24 protein-coding genes and 1 pseudogene are annotated in these 23,800 nt (G+C 63.2%); 10 read left to right on the plus strand and 15 right to left on the minus strand.

From position 1 onward, the window contains the following. Positions 1-198: 198 nt before the first annotated feature. From gspF to gspG, 7 genes are read right to left on the minus strand one after another with little or no spacing between them, the layout of a single operon-like run. A complete protein-coding gene (gene gspF / locus J3P81_RS13630) occupies positions 199-1,410 on the minus strand; it encodes a type II secretion system inner membrane protein GspF (protein ID WP_434559123.1) in 1,212 nt (403 codons plus the stop codon). Beyond that, complete coding sequence (gene gspE / locus J3P81_RS13635; protein ID WP_434559125.1) at positions 1,410-2,852, minus strand: type II secretion system ATPase GspE; 1,443 nt, start codon at positions 2,850-2,852, stop codon at positions 1,410-1,412. The genes gspF and gspE overlap by 1 nt, the downstream gene beginning before the upstream one ends. Further along, a complete protein-coding gene (gspD, locus tag J3P81_RS13640; RefSeq protein WP_434559127.1) occupies positions 2,849-5,221 on the minus strand; it encodes a type II secretion system secretin GspD in 2,373 nt (790 codons plus the stop codon). Before gspD ends, gspE begins: the two co-directional genes overlap by 4 nt. Then, positions 5,218-5,772: a type II secretion system protein GspM gene (gene gspM, locus J3P81_RS13645; RefSeq protein WP_420763752.1), complete on the minus strand. Its 555-nt coding sequence runs from the start codon at positions 5,770-5,772 to the stop codon at positions 5,218-5,220. The genes gspD and gspM overlap by 4 nt, the downstream gene beginning before the upstream one ends. Further along, positions 5,765-6,928 carry a type II secretion system protein GspL gene (gene gspL / locus J3P81_RS13650; protein ID WP_434559129.1) on the minus strand — a complete coding sequence of 388 codons (1,164 nt, stop codon included), beginning with the start codon at positions 6,926-6,928 and terminating at the stop codon, positions 5,765-5,767. Before gspL ends, gspM begins: the two co-directional genes overlap by 8 nt. Next, complete coding sequence (gene gspK, locus J3P81_RS13655; RefSeq protein ID WP_434564111.1) at positions 6,925-7,908, minus strand: type II secretion system minor pseudopilin GspK; 984 nt, start codon at positions 7,906-7,908, stop codon at positions 6,925-6,927. Before gspK ends, gspL begins: the two co-directional genes overlap by 4 nt. Beyond that, the gene (gspG, locus tag J3P81_RS13660) at positions 7,896-8,345 is read right to left on the minus strand and encodes a type II secretion system major pseudopilin GspG (protein WP_249874554.1); all 450 of its coding nucleotides are present in this window, start codon (positions 8,343-8,345) and stop codon (positions 7,896-7,898) included. Before gspG ends, gspK begins: the two co-directional genes overlap by 13 nt. 173 nt (positions 8,346-8,518) lie before the next feature. Here gspG and gspI point away from each other — a divergent pair, with 173 nt between their 5' ends. Beyond that, complete coding sequence (gspI, locus tag J3P81_RS13665) at positions 8,519-8,899, plus strand: type II secretion system minor pseudopilin GspI (protein WP_420763749.1); 381 nt, start codon at positions 8,519-8,521, stop codon at positions 8,897-8,899. 1 nt (position 8,900) lies between these two features. Here the strand turns inward: gspI and J3P81_RS13670 are convergent, their stop codons facing one another. Then, positions 8,901-9,329: a type II secretion system protein N gene (locus tag J3P81_RS13670; protein ID WP_420763748.1), complete on the minus strand. Its 429-nt coding sequence runs from the start codon at positions 9,327-9,329 to the stop codon at positions 8,901-8,903. A 92-nt stretch (positions 9,330-9,421) separates the two neighbouring features. Here J3P81_RS13670 and gspH point away from each other — a divergent pair, with 92 nt between their 5' ends. Both gspH and J3P81_RS13680 read left to right on the plus strand, forming a co-directional pair. Next, complete coding sequence (gene gspH, locus J3P81_RS13675; protein WP_434559131.1) at positions 9,422-9,880, plus strand: type II secretion system minor pseudopilin GspH; 459 nt, start codon at positions 9,422-9,424, stop codon at positions 9,878-9,880. Next, positions 9,880-10,491, plus strand: a complete 612-nt coding sequence (locus tag J3P81_RS13680; protein WP_434559133.1) for a prepilin-type N-terminal cleavage/methylation domain-containing protein — start codon at positions 9,880-9,882, stop codon at positions 10,489-10,491. Before gspH ends, J3P81_RS13680 begins: the two co-directional genes overlap by 1 nt. Before the next feature lie 22 nt (positions 10,492-10,513). Here J3P81_RS13680 and J3P81_RS13685 read toward each other — a convergent pair whose 3' ends face one another. Genes J3P81_RS13685 through J3P81_RS13695 form a run of 3 tightly spaced genes read right to left on the minus strand, consistent with a single transcriptional unit; the run spans position 10,514 to position 12,795 of the window. Further along, the gene (locus tag J3P81_RS13685; protein ID WP_434559135.1) at positions 10,514-11,470 is read right to left on the minus strand and encodes a FecR family protein; all 957 of its coding nucleotides are present in this window, start codon (positions 11,468-11,470) and stop codon (positions 10,514-10,516) included. Positions 11,471-11,524: 54 nt separating this feature from the next. Further along, a complete protein-coding gene (locus tag J3P81_RS13690) occupies positions 11,525-12,070 on the minus strand; it encodes an RNA polymerase sigma factor (protein ID WP_420763744.1) in 546 nt (181 codons plus the stop codon). Beyond that, entirely contained in the window at positions 12,067-12,795 is a 729-nt protein-coding gene (locus J3P81_RS13695; protein WP_434559137.1) for an STN domain-containing protein, read from the minus strand. The genes J3P81_RS13690 and J3P81_RS13695 overlap by 4 nt, the downstream gene beginning before the upstream one ends. Positions 12,796-12,955: 160 nt before the next feature. Between J3P81_RS13695 and J3P81_RS13700 the strand changes: the two genes are divergently transcribed. Then, positions 12,956-13,264 (plus strand): hypothetical protein, encoded by a 309-nt coding sequence (locus J3P81_RS13700; protein WP_434559139.1) that lies wholly within the window; start codon positions 12,956-12,958, stop codon positions 13,262-13,264. A gap of 9 nt (positions 13,265-13,273) precedes the next feature. On the opposite strand, the pseudogene J3P81_RS13705 reads toward J3P81_RS13700, so the two are convergent. The 4 genes and pseudogenes from J3P81_RS13705 to J3P81_RS13720 all read right to left on the minus strand — a co-directional run. Then, a pseudogene (locus J3P81_RS13705) lies at positions 13,274-13,741 on the minus strand (LysR substrate-binding domain-containing protein); the annotation flags it as partial. 93 nt (positions 13,742-13,834) lie between these two features. Next, positions 13,835-14,212: a hypothetical protein gene (locus tag J3P81_RS13710; RefSeq protein ID WP_434559141.1), complete on the minus strand. Its 378-nt coding sequence runs from the start codon at positions 14,210-14,212 to the stop codon at positions 13,835-13,837. Between the two features lie 165 nt (positions 14,213-14,377). After that, on the minus strand, positions 14,378-14,719 hold the full coding sequence (locus J3P81_RS13715) for a hypothetical protein (protein ID WP_434559143.1): 342 nt from the start codon (positions 14,717-14,719) through the stop codon (positions 14,378-14,380). 218 nt (positions 14,720-14,937) lie between these two features. Then, positions 14,938-16,125: a XylR family transcriptional regulator gene (locus J3P81_RS13720; RefSeq protein ID WP_420763739.1), complete on the minus strand. Its 1,188-nt coding sequence runs from the start codon at positions 16,123-16,125 to the stop codon at positions 14,938-14,940. A 154-nt stretch (positions 16,126-16,279) separates the two neighbouring features. Here J3P81_RS13720 and xylA point away from each other — a divergent pair, with 154 nt between their 5' ends. The 6 genes from xylA (at position 16,280) to leuD (ending at position 23,788) form a co-directional block, all read left to right on the plus strand. Beyond that, a complete protein-coding gene (gene xylA / locus J3P81_RS13725) occupies positions 16,280-17,596 on the plus strand; it encodes a xylose isomerase (RefSeq protein WP_434559145.1) in 1,317 nt (438 codons plus the stop codon). A 147-nt stretch (positions 17,597-17,743) separates the two neighbouring features. Beyond that, positions 17,744-18,745: a D-xylose ABC transporter substrate-binding protein gene (gene xylF / locus J3P81_RS13730; protein WP_305494967.1), complete on the plus strand. Its 1,002-nt coding sequence runs from the start codon at positions 17,744-17,746 to the stop codon at positions 18,743-18,745. Between the two features lie 164 nt (positions 18,746-18,909). Further along, entirely contained in the window at positions 18,910-20,466 is a 1,557-nt protein-coding gene (gene xylG, locus J3P81_RS13735) for a D-xylose ABC transporter ATP-binding protein (protein ID WP_420763737.1), read from the plus strand. Then, the gene (locus J3P81_RS13740; protein ID WP_420763736.1) at positions 20,467-21,603 is read left to right on the plus strand and encodes a sugar ABC transporter permease; all 1,137 of its coding nucleotides are present in this window, start codon (positions 20,467-20,469) and stop codon (positions 21,601-21,603) included. It begins immediately after the preceding gene. 154 nt (positions 21,604-21,757) lie between these two features. After that, the gene (gene leuC / locus J3P81_RS13745; RefSeq protein ID WP_434559147.1) at positions 21,758-23,179 is read left to right on the plus strand and encodes a 3-isopropylmalate dehydratase large subunit; all 1,422 of its coding nucleotides are present in this window, start codon (positions 21,758-21,760) and stop codon (positions 23,177-23,179) included. A gap of 3 nt (positions 23,180-23,182) precedes the next feature. Then, positions 23,183-23,788 (plus strand): 3-isopropylmalate dehydratase small subunit, encoded by a 606-nt coding sequence (leuD, locus tag J3P81_RS13750; protein WP_434559149.1) that lies wholly within the window; start codon positions 23,183-23,185, stop codon positions 23,786-23,788. The last annotated feature ends 12 nt before the right edge of the window (positions 23,789-23,800 follow it).

Here is a 23,800-nt window from a genome sequence, read left to right on the forward strand (position 1 = left end):
GAAAAAATCTCGGGTGTTCGGTGTTGTTTTTCCTAAATATTCTCGGGAGTTACCGACACCTTACTGACATTTCGCCCAGCTTTCGCAGCATGAGCTAAATCCCCATTGTATGCCCTGCCCCGTGCGCCGTAGCTTGGCGCGCCGTACATGTCGCACCGATGAACCCGAGTGGCGCTCTGGTGTGGGATTACGCAGGTTTCATTGCACCAGCTGATTGATCTCGATGATCGGCAGCAACACAGCCATGACGATGGTCAGCACGACGCCTCCCATGATCACAATCATCAGCGGCTCCAACAGCGCCGTCATGCCCATGGCCCGCCGTTCGATGTCGCGGGACAGGGTTTGCGCGGCGCGTTCGAGCATGGGCGGCAAATTACCGGTTTTTTCGCCACTGGCGATCAGATGGATCAGGATCGGCGGGAACACCTTGCCGACTCGCAGCGCATTGGCAAGGCCGACGCCTTCGCGTACCCGCAGCGTCGCATCAGCAACGCAATGAGCCAGGCGATCGTTGGCCAGCGTTTGCCCAGCGGCGTCCAGGGCGCGCAACAGCGGCACGCCGGCGCTGCCGAGAATCGCCAAGGTCGAGGCGAAACGCGCCGTGTTCACCCCGAGCACGAAGCGGCCGATCAGCGGCAGCCGCAACACCCGGCTATGCCAGGCCAGGCGTGCCTCGGCGTTACGCAAATAGCGGCGCCATCCCCACCAGCAACCGGCCAGCCCGGCGAAACAGGCCCAGCCCCAGGCGCGCAGGAAATCGCTGGCCTGCAGCATCACTCGGGTCAGGGTTGGCAGGTCCTGGCGCGCCTGGGAAAAAGCGCTGACCACCTGCGGCACCACGAAACCCAGCAGGAAAATGACGATGACGATGGACACCACGCCCACCACCGCTGGGTAGATGAAGGCCGTGAGGATCTTGCCCCGCAGGTTGTTGCGCTCTTCGATGTAGTCGGCCAGACGCTCCATCACCTGGGCGAGATCACCAGACTCCTCCCCCGCTGCGATCATCGCCCGGTAGATCTCGGGAAAATCCCGTGGTCGCGCGGCCAGCGCATCGGCCAGGCGCATGCCGTTGCGCACATCGCCGCGCACCGCGCCGAGGGTGTCGGCGATGTGGCGTTTCTCGGCCTGGTCGACGGTGGCCGACAGGGCCGCTTCCAGCGGCAGACTGGCGCCCAACAGGCTCGCCAATTGACGGGTAGCCCAGGCCAGGTCGCTGTCCGACAATTTCGGGCTGAACAGGCCCGAGGCACCCGAGCTGCCGACTTGCAACTGCTCGTCGATGCGCAACGGCGTCAGCCCACGGCCGCGCAGTTCACTCATTGCACTGCGCTGGTTGTCGGCCTCCAGCACGCCGTGCTCGATGTTCCCCGAGGCATCGGCGGCCTCGAAACGATAGCGGTTCATCAGGCGTCCCGGGTCACGCGCAGGATTTCTTCGCGGGCGGTGGAACCACTGCTCACCCATCGCTCGCCGTCCTCGCGCATGCTCAACATGCCGGCCTGTCGCGCACAGGTGCGCAACGCCTGCTCGCCTTCACCCTGATGGATCAAGCGCCGCACCTCGTCGTCTACCACGAAGAGTTCGTGGATGCCGGTACGCCCGCTGTAGCCGGTGTGGTTGCAGCGCGGGCAGCCATGGGGACGCCATTGGCCCGGCGCGGCTTCGTCAGGTTGCTTGCACTCCGGACACAGGCGACGCACCAGGCGTTGCGCCAGGACGCCGAGCAATGACGACGCCAACAGGAACGGCTCGACCCCGATGTCGGTCAGCCGCGTCACCGCCGACACCGCGTCGTTGGTGTGCAGGGTCGCCAACACCAGGTGGCCCGTCAGCGACGCCTGGACGGCGATCTGCGCGGTCTCCTGATCGCGGATTTCACCGATCATGATCACGTCCGGGTCCTGGCGCAGGATCGCCCGCAGCGCCAGGCCGAAGCTCATGTCGATCCGCGTGTTGACCTGGATCTGGCTGATGCCCGGCAGGTCGTATTCCACCGGGTCTTCCACCGTCAGGATATTGCTGGTGCTCGCATCCAGGCGGGCCAGGGCGGCATACAGCGTGGTGGTCTTGCCGCTGCCGGTGGGGCCGGTGACCAGCACGATGCCGTGGGGTTGGCGGATCAGTTGATCCAGTTGGCTCAGCACCGCGGGTGCCATGCCCAGGGTTTCCAATTGCAGGCGCCCGGCCTGTTTGTCCAGCAGGCGCATCACCACCCGCTCGCCGTGGCCGGTGGGCACGGTGGACACCCGCACATCAATGGGCCGTCCGGCAACACGCAGGGCGATGCGGCCGTCCTGGGGCAAGCGCTTTTCGGCGATGTCCAACTGCGCCATGATCTTGATCCGCGACACCAGCGCCGCGTGCAGGGCCTTGCGCGGCGCGACCACATCGCGCAGGGCTCCGTCGACGCGATAACGCACCACGGAATGGCTTTCAAACGGTTCGATATGAATATCGCTGGCCTCATCCCGCGCGGCCTGGGTCAGCAATGCGTTGATCATGCGGATGACTGGCGCGCCACCCTCACTGTCCAGCAAGTCGGTAACTTCCGGGATGTCCTGCATGAGGCGATCAAGGTCGACTTCGTTTTCCGCCGCGCCGACGATCGCCGCGGCGCTGCCGGTGTCGGCATAAGCGCTGGTCAACAGCGCTTCGAACTCTTCGTCGCGTATCCGTTGCAACGCAGTGGGGCCATAACGCCGGCGTACCTCGTTGATGGCCCAGCCCGGCGTCGCGGCACTGACCAGCAACACGTTGCCCTCCTCACCTGCCTTGAGGAGGAGCCGCTGGGCCTTGGCCCATGCATAGGGCAACGCGCCCGCACCGGTTTGCAGAGAGGGGCTCATGGCTGCTTGTCCGGTTCCAGCGGCACGGCGCGCATCGCTCGGGGTGGCTGATTGAGCGGTATCGGCTGGCGTGGCGGCGGATTGAGCGGCATCGCCTGGGCGGCCGGCGGCAACTGCGGCGCCTGCATATCCGTGAGCGGCCATTTGTGCGCTGGCTGCAGATTGCCTTGGGCACGACGAATAAAATCGTAGCGATTGAGGGTAATGCTGCGGCCGACGTTACTGTCGCGAATGATGTAGGGACGCAGGAAGACCATCAGGTTGGTCTTGGTCCGCGAACGACTGTCGCTGCGAAACAGCGCGCCAATGCCCGGGATGCTGCCCAGCCCCGGAATCGCGTCGCTGCTTTCGGTAAAACCGTCTTGCAGCAGGCCGCCCAACACCATGATTTGTCCGTCGTCGAGCAGGATGCTGGTGTCGATGGCGCGCTTGTTGGTCACCGTGCCGGCGTCGCTGGAGGCGCGCGGGTCCACGCTGCTGACTTCCTGGTAGATGTCCAGCTTGACCGTGCCACCCTCGGAAATCTGCGGGCGTACATTCAGGCGCAGCCCCACTTCCTCCCGCTCGATTGTCTGGAACGGGTTGTTGCTGTTGCCGCCGCCGTTGGTCACGTAGTTGCCGGTGACGAAGGGGATGGTCTGGCCCACGAAAATGCTCGCCGCTTCGTTGTCCAGCGTCAGCAGGTTGGGCGTGGACAACACATTGGTTCCGCCCTTGCTTTTCAGGGCGCGGGCCAACACTTTCAGATCCAGCACCTGGCCGATGCCGGGAATATTCACCGTGCCCGAGACCTTGCCAATGCTCAAGCCACCGGGCAACGCATCAATGCTGTTCTTGGCCGAGGTATTGATGCCGGCACCGCCCAGGTTGGCGCCACCGATCCAGCCGTTGCCCGCCAGGTTGCCGGCTTGCCACTGAATGCCGAACGCACTCGCATCGTCTTCGCTGACCTCGACGATCAGGCTTTCGATCACCACCTGAGCGCGGCGCTGGTCGAGCAGATCGATGACTTCACGCAGGTTTCGATACAGCGGGTCGGGCGCGGAAATCAGCAGCGTGTTGGTGGTGGTATCGGCCTGCACGGTGACGCCGTTGGCGGAAAACGCCACTGCGCCTTCGCCTGCCTGATGGCTGCCCTGGCCGCTCGACATTTGCAGGCCTGCATTCTGCCCATTGTTGGCTTGCGAACTGCTGCCGGTAGTACTCGACGAATGACTGCCGTTGCTGGTCGTACTGCTGCCCGCCGGGCCACCCAGGCCACCGCCGTTCAACAGGCTCCGTGCGCTGTCGGTGGACGCACCGGCCATTTCCCCTTCACCCGTGAGCAAGCCGCGCAAAGCTTGCGCCAGCTTATTGGCCTGGGCGTTGCGCAGGTACACCACGTGGAGATTGCTCGGGTTGTTCTGGGCATTGTCGAGCTTGTAGATCAGTTGCCTGGCCAGCTCGGTGCGTTCGGGGCTGCCGGTGCGCAGGATGATGCTGTTGGATCGAGGGTCGCCAATCACCGACACCTTTTGCGTCGCATCGGCGCCCTGCACGTCGAGCAACTCCGACACCATCGTCGCAATGTCGACGGCAATGCCGTTCTGCACGGGGACTACATCCGTGTCGATGGCGCCGGGTATGTCGACGTTGGCGATGATCTGCGCCACCCGATCGAGGTTTTCCGCATAGTCGGTGACCACCACCGTGTTATTGCCAGGGTAGGCATTGATGGGATTGTTGGCCGATATGATGGGCCGCAGTGCCGGAATCAGGTTGACGGCGTTTTCGTATTGCAAGCGAAAGGTCCGGGTGATCATGCCGTTGCCTGCCGCACGATCGGCGTCCCCCACCGGTCCGCCCAACAACTTGGCGTCGGCTTCCGGTACCACCTGGCTGACGCCTTGCACTTCGACCACGGCAAAACCCTGCATGCGCAGGGCCGCGAGCAGCATGTCATAGGCCGTGCGGGCCGGCACTTCGCCTTCGGACACCAGGGTCAGTTGGCCTTTGACACGTGGGTCCACCAGGAACTGGCGACCGGTGGCGCGTGACAGCGCACGCACCACGGCGGGTATATCCGCCTCGACGAAATTCAGTTGCACCGGTTGGTTGCCCAGCCCGTTGCCGGTCGGGCCGGCATTATCGGCGGGCGGCCGAAGGCTTGAGCGCGACGGGGCCTTGCGCGTGACCTGGCGTCGCTGCTCTGCCTGTGCCTGCACGCGCTGGCGCTCCGCCAACGCGTCACCGCTGCCGGTCTGTGCCAGCGGCTGGCCCAGCTCACTTTGAGCGGGAATGGGCTGCGCCTGCTCGCTGCCCAATTGACTACAGGCACTGAGCAACAGCGCCAAGGGAATTGTTGACGCATACAGACCAAACCGCTTCATGAGGATTCCTTAGCGCCGGGCGCCTGTTCCATGCCAACGACCCCGGAAATCCGCGCGGCCGTCTCAGTGCTTTGCGAGGTTGCCCGTTGCAAATGAGCGTCGCGCACCTGCAGGCCGAGCCTGGGTGCGTCGTCCAGTAACCAGTTCAACAAGGCATCGGCGGGCGCGTCGTCGAGGGTCAGCCGCCAGGTCACGGCGCCGGCCTCGACGCGGTGCTCCAGGTCGTAGGCGCCGGCCAGACCGATGTCATCCAAACGCGCTTTCACAAGCTGTGGCGTGACCGCGCCGGACACCACGCCGGCATCCTGAACCTCGGCCAGCACTCCCTCCAGGGCCGCCGCCTGGGAGCGCAGGCGCGGCAGTTCGGCTTGCCAATGGTCGATGCGTTGCAGTGGCGGCTGGATCAGGCCGTACCACAGCAGCACCACGGGCAACACCAGCGCGGCGATCCGCAGGATGCGTTTATCCCGGGCACTGCTGCGTTGCCAGAACTGCTGAGCGCTGGCTCGCTGCGCCTGCCAGCGGGCGCGGTAACGGGCAAGGCTATTCATCCGCGCCTCCCGCAACGGGCGCTGCCGCGGCGTGCGCTGGCAAACGCTTCAGCGTCCATCGCCCATTGGCGAGATCGGCCACGATGCCCGCTTGCGCCAGGCTGGTTTGCCAGTTGCTATCGGCGGGTGGCTTGCGGGCAGGCGTGCGGGGGGTCAGGTGCAATTCGCTGCCATCGAAGTCGAGTCTGTCGACCGCGCCCGCCATGAACGGCAACTGCCCAGCCGCCTGCTGCACCAGGGCAGCGAAGCTGACCGGACCCTCCGCCAGCGCGCCATTGCGCCGGGCATCGCGTTGCTGGCGAGCCTGCTGCAAGGGATTGAGAATCACCGGCAGTTCAGGAAAAGCCTGCTGGACCCGGCTGCTCATCTGCCCCTTGATTGCCTGGCCCTCGCCGGCCAACCGCATCGCGTACAGGTTGAGGCCCAGGGTCCAGATCAACGCCGCCATCGCGCAACAGCCGACCGCGCGGCCCCAGCGCTGATTGCCCCGGACGCTTTGTTCGATCCCGCTCAGTAAGTTCCACGCCGGGACGGGACCGATCCAGCGTTGCTCGTCCGGCCATGGATCGACGGATTGCGCACCCTCGCCGATCCAACGCACCGTCCTTTCGCGCAACTGTTCGGCGCCTTCTTGCATCATCGGATGCACCCATGCGCGTTGGCGATCCTCACGGACCAGCAAATGACCTTCCACGCTTGCCGCCGTGCATGTGCCCGGCTCAGCCAGCGGCAGAAAACAAGGCGCCGCGTACACGCCACGCGGTTGCAACCTGAGCCCCTGCAGCAGTTGCGAAAGACGCGAAAGCGCCGCGCGCTCGAACCAGGCCAGTTGAACCTGGCCGCCCGCATCACGAGGCCCGTGCACCAGGTGCACGGTATCGTCGCAGCCCAGCAGAAGGTTGTCTGCCGCACAGCGCACGGCATCGCCAAGGCGCGCCGGTGGCAGTGGCGGCAACTCGACGCAGGCGAGCAACGTGTCTTGAGGATGCAAGCAGAGCTCCAGGGCTTTGCCTTGGGCCGCGCCGCTCAGCTCCCGCAGGGGTCGCCGCCCCTGCTCGACCAGCGCACCCTTGCGATCGAGCCAGGCGAAGTCCAACGGGCTGTCGGCGGTCAACTGTGCCAACGGCGCCAGCGCTATGCGCAGCAAGGTGCTCATGCGCCCACCCGCGACCAGACCACCTGGGGCCTGCGCTGCTCGCTGCGATAAAACAATGCTTCGACACCGAAGCGGCGTTGTTCGACCGTGGCCTGTCCCCGCAATAGAAACCACTCGCTGGTAATGCCCAGGCGCAGCTGCTCGGTGCTCATCTGCGGCACGCGCAAGCGGTTGAGGAAATCCCCGCTGTTGATGAACCACTGGCCACGGTCACGCTCGGCAATCACCGCCTGTGCCTGGGCCACGCTCATACCGGGCACTCGTGCGGCCAAGACCTGGGCCGTGGTGGTATTGCCGTTCACCCAAGTGAGCGCCGGCAGCACCGTGACATAGGGGCGCAGGCGCTCAAGGGCCGCGAGGTCGATCCCGGGCAGGCCGGCCAGGTCATCGAGACCGCGCAACATCGGCCGGGTGGCGGGCAGCGGCTGGCTTTCGGCGTCCGGCGATGTCAGGCGACCGCTATCGAACCCGGGTGCCGCGCTGGAGACTGGTGGCGGTGGACGCAGGCGCTTGGGGTAGGCCTCTACCACGCGTTGGACGATACGGTTGCCCTGGGCCACGGGCACGCCCAGCTCGGCGCACAGGCGTTCGAATACGGCGACTTCCAGTGTGTCGAGTTGGCCGTCGAGGATCAGGTTGCGCAGGTTGAACTTGCTTTGCTCATCGCTGATATGGCCGTCGAACACCCCGCTTTCAGTGCCCAGGCGCACCCCACGCAAGGGCTGCGCCCACGCCTGGTCCAAACGCGTCATGGGCTCGCGCAGGCGTTGCTGCCAGAGCGCCTGGCGGGTCCATTCCAATACGCCATTGGACAGCCAGGCGCCCCGCACCCGCTGGCTTTCGCTTTCCACGCCGCGAGTCACCTGGACCTGTCGGGCGATCATGCCGGCGGCGATCACCGCGACCACGGTCGCCACCAGCAAGGCGCTGATCACCGCCATGCCACGCTGGGCTGAGCGATTCACGACTAGAGCTGCCAGGAGCCGATATCAGCGTTGACACCTTCGCCGTCGGGCTGCCCATCGGCGCCGAGGGAAAACACATCGACCTCACCGTTGGTGCCCGGGTTGAGGTAGTTGTAGGCGCGGCCCCAAGGGTCCTTGGGCAGCCGTTCCAGATACGCGCGCCAATTGCCGCTGGTGGCGTTGGCGGGTTTTTCCGCCAGGGCCTTTAGCCCTTCATTCATGGTCGGGTAGCGACCCTGGTCGAGACGGAACAGCTTGAGTGCCTGCATCAGGCCCGCAACATCCTGGCGGGCCGCCGTGGCCCTGGCCTGGTCCGGGCGGTCAAGCACCTTCGGCACGACCATGGCGGCAAGAATGCCGAGAATGACCACCACGACCATGATCTCGATCAGGGTAAAACCTCGCTGCCGGCGAGGGCCACGTGTGGGACGGCCAGACGATGCGACACCCATCTCGACACTCCTTGGCTGGCGCCGCATTCTGGCGCTGGTTGAGGTTTCCATTCGCTGCGGATTGTTCCAGCGGCATATGTCACTGGTATAAAAAATCCTCAGGAGCTTTGGTCAGCAATCCGTCAAACGCGGCCATTAGGCTGAAGCACATTTCCCCGACGATGCTCATTGCCATGACCCGACAGGTACCCCGGCAACGCGGCTTTACCCTGATCGAAGTATTGGTGGCGCTGCTGATCGTGGCGGTGGCGATGTCAGCGGCCGTTCGCGCCAGTGCACAGATGAGCCAGAGCAACGCGCTGTTGCGGGATCGCTCGATGGCGCTGTTGGCGGCCCAGAACAGCCTGGCAGAAGTGCGTCTGCGCGGGACCACAGATAAGGGCAGCGCCATGCAACGCTGTGATCAAGGACGCTTGAAACTCAGCTGCGAGCAGCAGGTAACCCGCAGTGGCGACCTGCTGAGAGTGAAAGTGCTGGTGCATGAACGTGAACATGACGGACCGCCGCTGGCGCGCCTGGAAACGCTGCTCAGCCGCCCTGTCACCCCGCCATGAATCAGCGCAACGACGGCAGCGCCACCGGCACCGGCAAACGAGCCATCGACAGGCGAGACTCAACGCCGGCCCGCTCGATGACCACGGCATCAGCCTCGATTCCTCTCAGGCGCACGCCTTCGCCCAATGGCTCACCCGCACGAAAAGCCCGCGGCGGCGAGTCCTCGATGCTGAGAATCGCCACCGCGCCATGGGGTCCGGCCAGTAGGCCGCTGAGCTTGATCTCCAGGTTGTGCGGGGAACTGGCGAACCATTGCGCCGCGGCTTGGCCAGTGGCTGCCAAGGGCGGCAAGGGTTCGCTATTGGCCTGGGCTTGCACGGGCGCCGAATCGTTGAGCAAGAAGCCCCAGGTGACAAGCCCCGCCACGCTGGCCAACACGGCGACAGCCTGGACCAGCGTGGCCGGATCAAGGCGATGGAAATGGCGCATGAGCGAATCCTCCGTGACGTCCAGTGCTTCAGGCTACCAGCGCTTTCTCACGGTTTTATTGCAAATTCACCCCAGCGAAAGGCGTAGAGACCATGAATGAATGGCGACACCGACAACGCGGCTTCACGCTGATCGAATTGATGGTCGTGCTGGTGATCATCGGCATCGCCAGCGCCGCCATCAGCTTGAATATCCACGCCGACGCTGCCAGTGGCCTGCGCGAAGATGCCAAGCGCCTGGCCTTGCTGCTGGAAACCGCCCAGGCCGAAGCGCGCAGCGACGGTCGTCGCATCGCCTGGGTCGCGGACAGCCAGGGTTACCGTTTCGTGCGGCTGGACGCTGTCGGCGCACAGGACCGGGAGTTCATCAACGACCCGCAACTGCGCCCCAGGCACTGGAGCGCGGGACCGGTGCAGGTGCGCATCCACCCAGGCAAAACACTGGTGCTCGATGCCGAATGGATTGCCGCGCCCCTGCACGTCATTCTGTCCAGCAACCAGGCCAGCGTATCGGTGACGCGCACCGCGGCTGGCCGCATCGAGGTGCATTGATGGTTCGGCAAAACGGCTTCACGCTGATTGAAGTGATGGTCGCCATCCTGCTGATGACAATTGTCAGCCTGATCGCCTGGCGCGGGCTCGACGGTGTGACCCGCGCCGACGCCCACTTGCAGGACAGCGCCGAACAGCACGCGCAACTGATGCGCGCATTCAACCAGCTGCAGCGTGACTTCGCCCTGCGAGCCACCACTGAACTGGCCGAGCCGCCACCGCCCGACGAACCCTCGGCCAGCCGCCCCCCGGTGCCCGCTGCGATCAGTATTCGCAGCAGCAACAGCGACCCTTTGCAGTTGGAATTGATACGTGCAGCGGCGGACCAGGACGGCAAGATGCAACGGGTGAGGTGGTGGATTGAAAGCGGCACGCTTTTCCGTGCCTCGGGCGTCGCGCGGTCACGCTACCCCCTACCGGCGCCCAAGGAGCGTGTCGCGGTGTTGAGTGAGCTTGAGCGCGTTGATGTGCGGGTATGGCGCACCGACCGGGGCTGGAGCCATCTGACTGGCAGCAAGGAAGAAAATCCGGCGGGTCTGGAAATCAGCTTCAGCCGCCGCACGGCACACGGCACCGAGCGCTACCGCCAGGTGCTGGCACCGCTTCAATAGCAGCCCATTGGAATGAAAACGCCTAGCTGACCAGCACCACGCCGCCCGGTAGCTCGGTGATGGTGGCGCCGTAGGCATCGCGAATCAGTACGGCGACATTCGCCAGTTGCGCCAGGCTGAAGCGCGCCTGAACCTTGCGCCGCCCGAGCTCAGCGTTCATCAGTACGATCATGCCGGGACGGTAGCGGTTGATCTCATCGATCACGCTCGCCAAGGGGGCATCGTTGAACACCAGCAACTGTTGACGCCAAGCCATGACTTGCTGGGTATCGAAGGGGGTGGGTTGGCCTTGTCGCTGCGCGGTATAGGTCAATTGTCGGCCCTGCTCCAGGCTCACGCGCCGCCCCTGATGCTTCAGTTGCAAGCGGCCCTCCAGGCACGTTACGCACACGCTACCCTCGGTGGCCCGCACATTGAACCGCGCCCCATCGGCGAACATCTCGCCATTGCCGGCAAGCACACGCAACGCCGTGCTGGCCTGGATTTCCAGTTCACCGCTCAGTACTTCGATGGCGGCGTCACCAGGGGCCTCGCTGCGCTGGCTGATGCGCGTCTGGGTATTGAGCTCAAGCACCACGCCCTGGGTCAGGTCGACGCGGCGTTGCTCGCCGACACCGGTATGAAAATCCGCGCCCATGGGCCAGCCGTCCAGCAGCGACGGGCGTGCGACCAGCATCGCAACCGACGCGGCAATCGCGCCGCCGAGAAACGCTCGGCGCCCGAAACGCCGCGGGTGGTTGACGACCTCTGCCGCCTGCTCCTGCTGGAGCTTTTGCTCGGCGGGCGCCATGGCCTGCCACAACTGGCGGGCCAGGAAAAAGGCCCGGGCGTGCTCGGAACTTTGCGCACTCCAGCGCCGAAAAGCCTCGGCGTCGGCGTGGGTGGCGTGCCCTGAAGTCAAGCGCACCAGCCAATGGAACGCTTCTTCCCGGAGCTGGTTAGCCGTGGCAGTGGCCGATTCAGATGCGCTTATAGACATGTTTTTCAAACGTGAAATGACTCAAGAAGGTATGCGCGACAAGCGCCTTATCACCTAAGACTGTTTTCCCGCGCCGGGACCGAACCGCTGAATCACTTTTCTTTCCAGGCGATCGGCACAGTATTGCAGCGCAGCCTTGAGTTCCTTCTCAACCATCCGGGTGGAGATGCCGAATCGCTGGGCGATCTCCTGATGCGGTGTTTGCTCCATGCGCGACGCCATCAATATTTGCCGGCGCCGGGGCGCAAGCTCGGTCAGCGCCTGCATCAGCGCGCGAATTTCAATCTGGCCACCGACGATCACCGCCGGGTCCTGATGTTCGTCGGCGGTTTGCATCAGTTCCTCGATTTCAGTGCCGGTGAGCAAGCGTGCATCCTGCGCACGACGGTCAGCCGCGATGTTCAGGGCCATGCGGAACAGGTAGGCGCCGGGCTTCTGCACATCCACCGGCTGTTCCATGCGGTCTACCCGAAGATAGGTTTCGTGCAGTACGTCGTTGGCCAGGTCATCGGAGCCCAGACGCCGACGCAAGCGTGCGCGAAACACATCATAGGAAGCCAGGAACACCTTGAGCATGGTGCTCTGCTCCTTTTCCTTCATGGCTCTACCGCTCCTTCCCATGGGTTGCATTCCGTGCCGGCCGAAGCGGCGCCTGGCATCACCAGCACCGTCACCGGCTGCGGCAACGAGGACGGCGGAACCCGGCCGATGTCCAATGTGCCCAGCCCCTCGATAATCGCCGCATCGCGCCGGGCGTCACCGGTGGAGGCCAGCAAGCGACTGCGCCGCACCTCGCCCGATGCCCCCACCCACAGCTGTAACGCTGCTCGATAATGGCCCGGGCGAGTCACCATTGACCGGCAAAGCGCCTGCTCCAACGCGACCTGCAATGCACGGGCAAAATTGTCCTCGCGCACTGTAGGACCACCGTTGCGCGAAGACGCATCGGCGCGGAGGGTCAGCTTTGCCTCTTTCACGGTGAAAGCGTCTGCGCCGGTGTAGAGCGCCGCCAAGCCGCTACCGGCCAGCAATTGCTCCAACGCCTGGCGGGCATTCAAGCGTCCGTGCACCGCGGTCGACCGTCGCCCATGTGCCAGTTGACGGTCCACCAGGATCGCCATCCCGCTGGCCCTGCTGTACAGCTCCAGGGCAACGGTCATTTCCTGGGCGGGTATCGCAAACTCGACAAAACGCGCCAGCCGATCGTCCACCTCGACGGGCGCAGGCGTGGCAGACCACGCGTCGCGTTGCGGCATCAATGCATGGAGCAACAAGAACAGTACCGTGGGCGCGAGGCAGCACCTGCTCAGCGCTTCTCTTGACATAGACATCTTCCGGCCCGAACGGCGTGTCGACGCCCTGCGTTGGCGCATCATGAGACGTGTACATGTCGTTTGTGTGACGAGCGCTGCAAAAAAAACATCGTCATACCTCGCTCCAATACGAGGTAGATTCAGGCTTCTACCGTTAGAAAGGAGCTCCGCCATGGACTGTCGTGTATTCGCGCTGCTGCTTGCTGCCCTTCCCTTGTGGGCCCAAGCCGCCGAGCCGGCGAATGAGGGATGCATCAATGTCGAGGTGAACGGGTACAAGGCGCTGTCCTACGAATGCCTGAGCGAACAGATGGCCAACCCGAAGGGTACGCCGGCAGCGCGCAAGAACCAGGAAGCGTTGAACGTGCCGATAGAGCAGCGAGCGCCGAACAGGCTGGGTCTGTACAACCAGTCGGCCACGCGGATTCGCATGGGCAATACCTTCGGCCACTCGGCGTTGCCGCAACGCCCACCGCAGTGACCTGGACGCTTAATCCAACGACCGCATACCCGGTGTGTTTGCCTCCCTGGTCGAATCGATCAACCAGGCCCTGAACGCCTCGACCTTTTTCGAGTGGGCTGTCTCGACGGGTGTCACCAGATAGAAACCGAGATCGGACTTCAACCTCAGGGCAAATGGCGCGACCAGTCGACCTGCCTTCAGATCGTCGTCGACGTAGGTCGAGCGGCCGATGCAAATACCCAAGCCGTCGATGGCTGCCTGCACGGCCATCATCGCCAGGTCGAACGTCAACCGTGAGCCTTCGGCCAGGGCGCTCGGTTGCCCGGCGGCCCCCAGCCAGAGGCTCCAATCGTCCCGCGTCATACCACTGACCTGCAACAGGGTGTGATGGGTCAGATCGCCGGGCGCCTTCAGGGCATTGGGCCCCGCCAGCAATTTCGGACTGCACACCGGAAAAACCTCATCGGACATCAGCCAGTCAGCGCGCAAGCCCTTTGGCCGGCGCTGGCGTCGTATATGGCTCGGATCGAGACGCGACCCAGCGTCATGGCTGCGATCGAAGCCGAGGCGAACGCCGGCCGAGGCTGATCATTGGGCCACGAACGGATAATGCTCGATCCGACAAGGATGCTCGTTGCCGTCGCCCTTGCAGATGCCGTCCAGGTAACGGTATCTGATCCGAATCGCCTGGCCTTTTGCGGGCCATTTTCGCCGCGCAAGCGTTGACTGATAGTCAGCGGTTTCCGGGATGAAGCTGATCACTGCGCCGACTTCTGGGCATTCCACCTTGGGCGAGGCCGGGCTGGTTTTCAGAACCTGGGCTCGGAGACCAGGGAACGGCTGCTTGACCACCTCAGTGACCCGCAATTGCATATCGCAGATCTGCCACGTCGCGGCGTGCACCGGGACGCACAAGGCTGAGAGCATCAGGATGAATGGCACGGCATGGGCAGGGGGCAGGTTCATTTCGATCCTTTATAGGCGGCGACGTCGCGTACGGCATCCTCTCACACCCACGTACGCAAGGCTCTCCAAACAAAAAAAGCCCCGCGACCGAATACGGTGCGGGGCAAAGGGAATTGGTTGGTTGCGGCCAACCAAAGGAGCACGGGTAAAACGTCTACGGGCCGGTCAGATGCATTCCTGGGCGGCGCGTTCAAAATTCGAAGGCAAGAGATTGGAGGCCAACAGATGCCGGTCGTAAATGAACACCTTCCCACCGTTGCCAGCCTTGTAGGCTTCGAGCACGTTGTCCGCCGCAGTTTTGCTCGGCACGACGATGCGGTAGCTGCGCTGGGTCTGCGAGACCGTCGGGTTCAGGGCGCTGCCCTGCAGCTTCGGTACGACGCATTCGGCGTATTCGGCCGGTGTCTTGCTGGTCTGCAAGGTCAGGGCCGGATCGTTCGGAGCCGAAGCGCAACCTGCTAGCAACAAGGGGGGAAACGCCAGGGCAAGGAAAGATAAAGGGCGCATGATTGAAGTCCTGCAGTGGTGGGCTGCGTGTTCGATGGCGCTGATTTTCCAATGATTGCCGACAAAGCAGAACTTGCATTTCGTAATGGTCACTATTACTGATGGCAATAGTTGAAAGCCCCAGAAGGACCTCGCATAAGCGCTCGGCCAAGATGAAACCGACGGACCTCCCCCGACGCAGCTGACCGTCGATTAACGCCTCACCACAGGAGCCCGGACTACTCGCTCACCACACTCGCGCCCTGCTGATACTCCCGAGGCGTACAACCGAACTCGCGACGAAACACCGTGTGCAGGTATTGCGCCGACTTGAAGCCGCAATTGCGGGCGATGTCGGCGATCGCCGAGTCGGTGTTTTCCAAGCCGTTGGCCGCCGCGGCCAATTTGAAGCGCAGGATTTCGTCATGAACGCTGCAACCTCGCTCCTTGCGAAAATGCGCTTCCAGGGATGAGCGCGAGACACCGACATACGCCGCCACTTGCGCGGTCTTGATGCCCTGGCATGCGTACTGGCGGATGAACAACAGCGCTTGCATCACATAAGGATTGCCCAGCGGCTGGTGCAAACTGGATGTCTGCACATTGATAGCATCCGGCGGGATCAGCACCTGCGTGCCTGTGGACGGCATGCCATGCAGCATCTGGTGGAGCAGCCGCGCGGCGGTCCGACCCATCGTTTCGGTGCCCTGCACCACGGAGCTCAGCGGCACCCGGGTCAGGCTGCGGGTCAGTGGATCGTTGTCGATGCCGATCAACGCCACCTGCTCCGGAACAGCGATGCCGGCGGTCAGGCAAGCCTGCAACAGCTGGCGGGCTCGCGCATCGCTGACGGCGATGATGCCGATGGGTTTGGGCAGGCTTTGCAGCCAGGCGATCTGCTGTTCGACGGCGCTGTCCCAGAGCGGCGCGCTGGTGCCCATGCCGCGATAGACCTCGGCGTGCAGACCATCGCGCAGCATCAACCGGCGAAAGGCTTTCTCCCGTTCCTGGGCCCAGCGATTGGCTTGGGATTCCGGCAGGCTGAAACAGGCGAATCGCGTCAGTCCGGCTTCGATCAGATGTTCGTAAGCCAATTTGATCAGCCCATGGTTGTCCGTGGCGACATAGGGAATGCCCTTGGGATAGGCGCGCTCGTCCTGGTACGAGCCGCCCACCGCCACCACGGGCATCTTGATCCCGGCCAGCGCCTCGCCGATCAGCGGGTCGTCGAAGTCGGCGATGATCCCGTCGCCCTGCCAACGCTCGATCCCTTTCAACCTGCATAGGAAATCTTCCTCGAGAAACAGATCCCAGGACGCGCGGGTACTGCTCAGGTAGTTACCGATGCCGCTGATGATGCCTCGGTCGTAGATCTTGCTGCCGTTGAACAAAAGGGCGATGCGGTGGACGGGCGGGACGATTTTCATTGTAAGAACCCTGGGCCGGTGGACAGAGACTAGGCGCGCGGACGGCGAATCTCAATACTCAAAATCGAACTGTCCTTTGATGATTTTCATAATCAGCGGCCCCAGGGGCGGCGTTAGTATCAGGTCACCGCCAAGAATAAAAAGGAAACCGTCCATGTCGTACTTCCCCGATGTTCAGCCGATCCGCTATGAGGGCCCGGGCAGCGACTCGCCGCTCGCTTTCCGGCACTACGATGCCGACAAACTGATCCTCGGCAAACCCATGCGCGAGCACCTGCGCATGGCGGTCTGCTATTGGCACACCTTTGTCTGGCCGGGGTCCGATGTGTTCGGTGCGGGAACCTTCAAACGCCCATGGCAGCACGCAGGGGACCCGATGGAAGTGGCCATCGGCAAGGCCGAGGCGGCGTTCGAGTTTTTCTCCAAGCTGGGCATCGACTACTACTGCTTCCACGACACCGATGTCGCGCCGGAAGGCCAATCGCTGAAGGAATACCGCAACCACTTCGCGCAAATGGTCGATCACCTCGAGCGTCACCAGGAACAGACCGGCATCAAGCTGCTCTGGGGCACCGCCAACTGCTTCAGCAACCCGCGTTTTGCCGCCGGCGCCGCCAGCAACCCTGACCCGCAAGTCTTCGCCTGCGCCGCCGCCCAGGTGTTCAGCGCCATGAATGCCACCCAGCGCCTCAAGGGCTCCAACTACGTGTTGTGGGGCGGCCGCGAAGGTTACGAAACCCTGCTCAATACCGACCTGGCCCGCGAACGCGAGCAACTGGGCCGGTTCATGCGCATGGTGGTCGAGCATAAATACAAGATCGGCTTCAAGGGCGACCTGCTGATCGAGCCCAAGCCCCAGGAGCCGACCAAGCACCAGTACGATTACGACAGCGCCACGGTGTTCGGCTTTCTGCAGCAGTTCGGCCTGGAAAAAGAGATCAAGGTCAACATCGAGGCCAACCATGCGACCCTGGCCGGGCACAGTTTCCATCATGAAATCGCCACGGCGGTCTCCCTGGGGATCTTCGGCAGCATCGACGCCAACCGGGGCGATCCGCAGAACGGCTGGGACACCGATCAGTTCCCCAACAGTGTCGAAGAAATGACCCTGGCCACCTACGAGATCCTCAAGGCCGGAGGCTTCGGCAACGGCGGTTTCAACTTCGATTCCAAGGTACGCCGCCAGAGCTTGGACGACGTCGACTTGTTCTACGGCCATGTCGCGGCCATGGACGTGCTCGCCCTTTCGTTGGAACGCGCAGCCGCCATGGTGCAGGACGATCAGTTGCAGAAATTCAAGGACCAGCGCTACGCCGGCTGGCAGCAGCCGTTCGGCAAGGCGCTGCTCGCGGGGGACTACAGCCTCGAATCCCTGGCCGAGCATGCATTCACCAACGAGCTGAATCCGCAGGCGGTCAGCGGTCGGCAGGAAATGCTCGAAAACGTCGTCAACCGGTTCATCTACTCCTGACGGCGGGCGACTTTGCGGGCGCGGGGAGGCTGTTACATTCGCGCGACAAATCTGTGCCCGCAACGCCGCGCAACGCTCTACAGTTCTACCGGCATCACGTTCTCGTCAGGCAGTGTCTTTCAAAAAACAATAAAAGGACGCACCACCATGAAAACATTCAAACGTACCCTGCTCGCCGGCGCCCTCGCCCTGCTATCGCTCCCGGCCATGGCCGACGCCACCCACCCCAAGATCGGTTTCTCCATCGATGACCTGCGTCTGGAACGCTGGTCCCGCGATAGAGACTACTTCGTCGCGGCGGCAGAAAAACTCGACGCCAAGGTTTATGTCCAGTCCGCCGATGCCAACGAGCAGAAGCAGATCTCCCAGATCGAAAACCTGATTTCCCGTGGCGTCGACGTCATCGTGATCGTGCCGTTCAATGCCACTGTGCTGACCAACGCCGTCGCCGAAGCCAAGAAGGCCGGGATCAAGGTGGTGTCCTATGACCGGCTGATCCTCAACGCCGACATCGACGCTTACATTTCCTTCGATAACGAAAAGGTCGGCGAGATGCAGGCCGGCGGCGTGTTGAAGGCAGCGCCCAAGGGCAACTACTTCCTACTCGGCGGCGCGCCTACCGACAACAACGCCAAGATCCTGCGTGAAGGCCAGATGAAGGTGCTGCAACCGGCCATCGACAAGGGCGACATCAAGATTGTCGGCCAGCAATGGGTGAAGGAATGGAACCCCACCGAAGCCCTGAGCATCGTCGAAAACGCCCTGACCCGGAACAACAACAAAATCGACGGCATCGTCGCCTCCAACGACGCCACCGCTGGCGGCGCCATCCAGGCCCTGGCCGCGCAAAAGCTGGCCGGCAAGGTGCCGATCTCCGGCCAGGACGCCGACCTGGCGGCGGTCAAGCGGGTGATCGACGGCACCCAGACCATGACGGTCTACAAGCCCTTAAAGCTGATCGCCTCCGAAGCCGCCAAGCTTTCGGTACAACTGGCGCGCAACGAAAAACCCACCTACAGCTCGCAGTACGACAATGGCAACAAGAAAGTCGACACCATCCTGCTCACGCCTACCGCGCTGACCAAGGACAACATCGACCTACTGGAAAAGGACGGGTTCTACACCAAGGCGCAGATCGCGGGGCAATGACCCGGGCGCAGCTCTTTGGATAGCAAAAATCCTTGTGGGAGCGAGCCTGCTCGCGATGGCGGCGGCACAGTGAATGCAGATGCAAGCTGACCTACCGCTTTCGCGAGCAGGCTCGCTCCCACAGGTTTTATGTTGTGTGAGCCCCTTTCTTACGAGCCCTCGCCATGTCTGAATACCTGCTGCAAATGAACGGCATCGTCAAGACCTTCGGCGGTGTCAAGGCCCTGAACGGCATCGACATCAAGGTCAGGCCGGGTGAATGCGTCGGCCTGTGCGGCGAGAACGGCGCCGGCAAATCCACCTTGATGAAAGTCCTATCGGCGGTCTATCCCTACGGCACCTGGGAGGGTGAGATTCTCTGGGACGGCCAGCCGCTGAAGGCGCAATCGATCAGCGAAACCGAAGCTGCCGGCATCGTCATCATTCACCAGGAACTGACCCTGGTGCCCGACCTGTCGGTGGCCGAAAACATCTTCATGGGCCACGAGCTGACCTTGCCCGGCGGACGCATGAATTACCCGGCGATGATCCACCGCGCCGAAGCCCTGATGCGTGAACTCAAGGTGCCAGACATGAACGTCTCGCTGCCGGTTTCGCAGTACGGCGGTGGCTACCAGCAATTGGTCGAGATCGCCAAGGCCCTGAACAAACAGGCCCGCCTGCTGATCCTCGACGAGCCTTCGTCGGCCCTGACCCGCTCGGAAATCGAAGTGCTGCTGGACATCATCCGCGACCTCAAGGCCAAGGGCGTGGCGTGCGTCTACATCTCCCACAAGCTCGATGAAGTGGCCGCCGTGTGCGACACCATCGCGGTGATACGCGATGGCAAACACATCGCCACCACTGCCATGGCCGACATGGATATTCCCAAGATCATCACGCAAATGGTCGGGCGGGAGATGAGTAACCTCTACCCCACCGAACCCCACGCTATCGGCGAGGTGATTTTCGAGGCACGCCATGTGACCTGCTACGACGTCGACAACCCCAGGCGCAAACGCGTCGACGACATTTCGTTCGTGCTCAAGCGCGGCGAAATCCTTGGCATCGCCGGGTTGGTGGGTGCGGGTCGCACGGAGCTGGTGTCGGCGTTGTTTGGCGCTTACCCCGGTCGTCACGAAGGCGAAGTCTGGCTGGACGGCCAGCGCATTGACAGCAGCACGCCCCTCAAGTCGATCCGGGCCGGCCTGTGCATGGTCCCTGAAGATCGCAAGCGCCAGGGCATCATCCCGGACCTGGGCGTCGGCCAGAACATCACCCTGGCGGTCCTGGAAAACTTCTCGAAGATGACCCGCATCGACGCCGAGGCCGAGCTGGGCAGCATCGACCGGGAAATCTCGCGCATGCACCTCAAGACCGCGAGCCCGTTCCTGCCGATCACAAGCCTTTCCGGTGGCAACCAGCAGAAAGCCGTGCTGGCGAAGATGCTCCTGACCAAGCCCCGGGTATTGATTCTCGACGAACCCACCCGGGGCGTGGACGTCGGCGCCAAGTACGAGATCTACAAGCTGATGGGCGCGCTGGCGGCCGAAGGCGTGTCGATCATCATGGTGTCCTCGGAACTGGCCGAAGTGCTGGGTGTGTCGGACCGCGTGCTGGTGATCGGCGAGGGGCAACTGCGCGGCGATTTCATCAACCAGCAATTGACCCAGGAACAGGTGCTTGCCGCCGCGCTCAGCCATCCCGAAAGCAATAACAACAATGATCGGAAGTCCGCGTAGATGAACCAAGTCAAACAAGTGTTCACCCGCTACAAAATGCTCGCCCTGGTGATTGCCGTGGCGGTCATCTGGTTGTTCTTCAGCTGGCAGACCGAGGGCGGGTTCCTGACTCCGCGCAACCTCTCCAACCTGCTGCGGCAGATGTCCATCACCGGCATCCTGGCTTGCGGCATGGTGCTGGTGATCATCAGTGGCGAGATCGATTTGTCGGTGGGCTCGTTGCTCGGTTTATTGGGAGGTCTGGCGGCGATACTCGACGTGGTCTATCACATCCCGCTGCTGGCGAACCTGAGCCTGGTCGCCCTGTGTGGGCTGATGATCGGCCTGGCCAACGGCTACATGACCGCCTACCTGCGCATCCCCTCCTTCATCGTCGGCCTGGGTGGCATGCTGGCGTTTCGCGGAATCCTGCTGGGCATCACTGGCGGCACCACCATCGCGCCGGTATCGCCGGAGCTGGTTTACGTCGGCCAGGGTTACCTGCCCCACGCAGTCGGCACGGGCCTGGGCGTGTTGTTGTTCGCGCTGACGCTTTTCCTGACCTGGAAACAGCGCCGCAACCGCGCGCTGCATGGCCTCGCGGCCCATTCCCTGACGCGGGACGTGGCGCGGGTGGTGTTGATCGGCGCCGTGCTGGCCGGGTTCGTATATACGCTCAACAGCTACGACGGGATCCCGGTTCCGGTGCTGCTGCTGTTGGTTCTGCTGGGGGTGTTCAGCTACGTGACCAGCCAAACCGTATTCGGCAGGCGCGTCTACTCGGTGGGCAGCAACATGGAGGCCACGCGCCTGTCCGGCATCAATGTACAGGCAGTGAAGCTGTGGATCTTCGGCATCATGGGCGTGATGTGCGCCCTCGCCGGCATGGTCAACACCGCGCGCCTTGCCGCCGGCTCGCCCTCGGCGGGCAACATGGGCGAACTGGACGCTATCGCCGCCTGCTTTATCGGCGGCACATCCATGCGCGGTGGCTCGGGCACGGTCTACGGCGCGCTGCTGGGCGCGCTGGTCATCACCAGCCTGGACAACGGCATGTCCATGCTCGACGTCGACAGCTATTGGCAGATGATCGTCAAGGGCAGCATTTTGGTCCTGGCCGTGTGGGTGGATGTCAGCACCCGCACCGCCCGACGCTGACCCACACCGATTCGGGGCAACCATGGATGGCCGCCCCACCCCCCGTCGTGATTGATCACAATCCGTGTGCAACGCCTTCACCGCTGGGCTCTTGATGCGACGCCGGCAGCCAATATGCTGTGGGCAGACCCGCCAAAAATGAAGAAGCGCCTGCATGAACAGCCCCCGAACGCTCTACCAAAAGCACATCGACAGCCATACCGTTTGCCCGTTGGACGATCAGGGCCACGTGCTGTTGTACATCGACCGCCAGGTCGCCAACGAATACACCAGCCCGCAAGCCTTCAGCGGCCTTCGTGAAAACGGCCGCAGCGTCTGGCGGCCGAGCGCGACGCTGGCGGTGGTCGATCACGTCAACCCGACGGCGCCCCAGCGCATCGCAGCCATGCCGAATGCCGGCGGCGCCCGGCAGGTCTCGTACTTCGCAGAAAACTGCCGGGACTTCGGCATCGAACTGTTCGACGTGCTGGACAAACGCCAGGGCATCGAGCACGTCGTCGCCCCCGAGCAAGGTTTCATCCTGCCGGGCATGGTGGTGGCCGCGGGCGACAGCCACACCACGACATACGGCGCGTTGGGGGCCTTTGGTTTTGGCATCGGCACGTCTGAAATCGAACACCTGCTGGCTACGCAAACGCTGGTCTACAAGCGCCTGAAAACTCTGCGCGTCACGGTCAACGGCACGCTTGGGGCAGGTGTCACCGCCAAGGACATCATCATGGCGCTGATCGAAAGAATCGGCGCCTCGGGCGCCACCGGTTATGCGATCGAATTCACCGGCCCGGCAATCATCGCCCTTAGCGTCGAAGCCCGCATGACCATCTGCAACATGGCCGTGGAAGCCGGCGCCCGGGGCGCGTTCATGGCGCCGGATGACAAGGTTTTTGCCTATCTGCAAAGCAAGCCCCGCGCTCCCAGGGGCGAGCTGTGGGAACGGGCCGTGACCAAATGGCGAGCCCTGCACAGCGATGAAGGCGCGGTGTTCGACCGGGAAGTGACGCTCGATGTCGACGCATTGGAACCCATGGTCACCTGGGGCACCAGCCCTGACCAGGCTGCACCGATCGGAAGCCAGGTACCCGACCCTGCGACAGAACCCGACCTGATCCTGCGCCAAGGCCTGCAGCGTGCCCTCACCTACATGGGCCTGACGCCAGGCATGCCGCTCGCCGACGTGGTCATCAACCATGCTTTCATCGGCTCGTGCACCAACGCACGAATCGAGGACCTGCGCGATGCGGCGCGTGTCGTACAGGGCAAGCACGTTGCCGCCCATGTGCGCGCGATGATCGTGCCCGGCTCGACCATGGTGCGCGAACAGGCCGAAGAAGAAGGCCTGGCGGAAATATTCCGCGAAGCCGGTTTCGAATGGCGCCAATCCGGCTGTTCGATGTGCCTGGCGATGAACGATGACGTGCTCGCCCCTGGGGATCGCTGCGCCTCCAGTACCAATCGCAACTTCGAAGGACGCCAGGGCGCCGGCGCGCGCACCCACCTGATGAGCCCGGCCATGGTGGCCGCCGCCGCGATTGCTGGTCATTTGACCGATGTTCGTTCACTGCTGCCGGAGGCCTGAAGCATGCAACCCTTCAATACTGTAAGTGGCACCGCCGCCCCGCTGCTGGCCGCCAACATCGACACCGATGTGATCATGCCCAAGCAGTTCCTCAAGGGCATCGACCGCAACGGGCTGGACCGTGGCCTGTTCTTCGACTTGAAGTGGCTGGGCAACGGCGATCCCAATCCTGAATTCGTGCTCAACAAACCGGGCTGGCGCGGCGCAACGTTCCTGGTGGTCGGGGAAAACTTCGGATGCGGCTCAAGCCGCGAACATGCGGTGTGGGGTTTGAAGCAAGTGGGCATCCGGGCGTTGATCGGCAGCAGCTTCGCCGGGATCTTCTATGACAATTGCCAGCGTAACGGGGTGTTGGTCATTCAATTGCCCGAAGCGCAACTCAAGAGACTCGCGCAGACGATCAGCCGCGCCGAAACCGCCAGCATCAGCGTTAACCTGCCGGCGCAACAGATCAGATTGGCGGACGGTGAGCTAATTTCTTTCGAGATCGACGAGCTGCGCAAGCAATCCTTGCTGCTCGGCCTGGATGCCATTGGCACGACCCTTCAACGTGCGGACCAGATACGCCGCTTCGAAAGCCGGCACCTGGCGGAAAATCCCTGGCTGTAGCGTAACGTCCAA

This window comes from Pseudomonas sp. R1-6 (assembly GCF_051132115.1).
Classification (GTDB): domain Bacteria; phylum Pseudomonadota; class Gammaproteobacteria; order Pseudomonadales; family Pseudomonadaceae; genus Aquipseudomonas.

Bases quoted from the DNA above. Each gene is read 5' to 3' on its own strand.
- gspL (WP_434559129.1), bottom strand. From the start codon at position 6,928: ATGAGCACCTTGCTGCGCATAGCGCTGGCGCCGTTGGCACAGTTGACC.
- xylA (WP_434559145.1), top strand. From the start codon at position 16,280: ATGTCGTACTTCCCCGATGTTCAGCCGATCCGCTATGAGGGCCCGGGC.
- gspH (WP_434559131.1), top strand. From the start codon at position 9,422: ATGAATGAATGGCGACACCGACAACGCGGCTTCACGCTGATCGAATTG.
- xylG (WP_420763737.1), top strand. From the start codon at position 18,910: ATGTCTGAATACCTGCTGCAAATGAACGGCATCGTCAAGACCTTCGGC.
- J3P81_RS13670 (WP_420763748.1), bottom strand. From the start codon at position 9,329: ATGCGCCATTTCCATCGCCTTGATCCGGCCACGCTGGTCCAGGCTGTC.
- J3P81_RS13710 (WP_434559141.1), bottom strand. From the start codon at position 14,212: ATGAACCTGCCCCCTGCCCATGCCGTGCCATTCATCCTGATGCTCTCA.
- gspF (WP_434559123.1), bottom strand. From the start codon at position 1,410: ATGAACCGCTATCGTTTCGAGGCCGCCGATGCCTCGGGGAACATCGAG.
- gspM (WP_420763752.1), bottom strand. From the start codon at position 5,772: ATGAATAGCCTTGCCCGTTACCGCGCCCGCTGGCAGGCGCAGCGAGCC.
- gspD (WP_434559127.1), bottom strand. From the start codon at position 5,221: ATGAAGCGGTTTGGTCTGTATGCGTCAACAATTCCCTTGGCGCTGTTG.
- gspI (WP_420763749.1), top strand. From the start codon at position 8,519: ATGACCCGACAGGTACCCCGGCAACGCGGCTTTACCCTGATCGAAGTA.
- J3P81_RS13715 (WP_434559143.1), bottom strand. From the start codon at position 14,719: ATGCGCCCTTTATCTTTCCTTGCCCTGGCGTTTCCCCCCTTGTTGCTA.
- J3P81_RS13685 (WP_434559135.1), bottom strand. From the start codon at position 11,470: ATGTCTATAAGCGCATCTGAATCGGCCACTGCCACGGCTAACCAGCTC.
- xylF (WP_305494967.1), top strand. From the start codon at position 17,744: ATGAAAACATTCAAACGTACCCTGCTCGCCGGCGCCCTCGCCCTGCTA.
- leuC (WP_434559147.1), top strand. From the start codon at position 21,758: ATGAACAGCCCCCGAACGCTCTACCAAAAGCACATCGACAGCCATACC.
- J3P81_RS13720 (WP_420763739.1), bottom strand. From the start codon at position 16,125: ATGAAAATCGTCCCGCCCGTCCACCGCATCGCCCTTTTGTTCAACGGC.
- gspG (WP_249874554.1), bottom strand. From the start codon at position 8,345: ATGGGTGTCGCATCGTCTGGCCGTCCCACACGTGGCCCTCGCCGGCAG.
- J3P81_RS13680 (WP_434559133.1), top strand. From the start codon at position 9,880: ATGGTTCGGCAAAACGGCTTCACGCTGATTGAAGTGATGGTCGCCATC.
- J3P81_RS13695 (WP_434559137.1), bottom strand. From the start codon at position 12,795: ATGTCAAGAGAAGCGCTGAGCAGGTGCTGCCTCGCGCCCACGGTACTG.
- gspE (WP_434559125.1), bottom strand. From the start codon at position 2,852: ATGAGCCCCTCTCTGCAAACCGGTGCGGGCGCGTTGCCCTATGCATGG.
- J3P81_RS13700 (WP_434559139.1), top strand. From the start codon at position 12,956: ATGGACTGTCGTGTATTCGCGCTGCTGCTTGCTGCCCTTCCCTTGTGG.
- J3P81_RS13740 (WP_420763736.1), top strand. From the start codon at position 20,467: ATGAACCAAGTCAAACAAGTGTTCACCCGCTACAAAATGCTCGCCCTG.
- J3P81_RS13690 (WP_420763744.1), bottom strand. From the start codon at position 12,070: ATGAAGGAAAAGGAGCAGAGCACCATGCTCAAGGTGTTCCTGGCTTCC.
- leuD (WP_434559149.1), top strand. From the start codon at position 23,183: ATGCAACCCTTCAATACTGTAAGTGGCACCGCCGCCCCGCTGCTGGCC.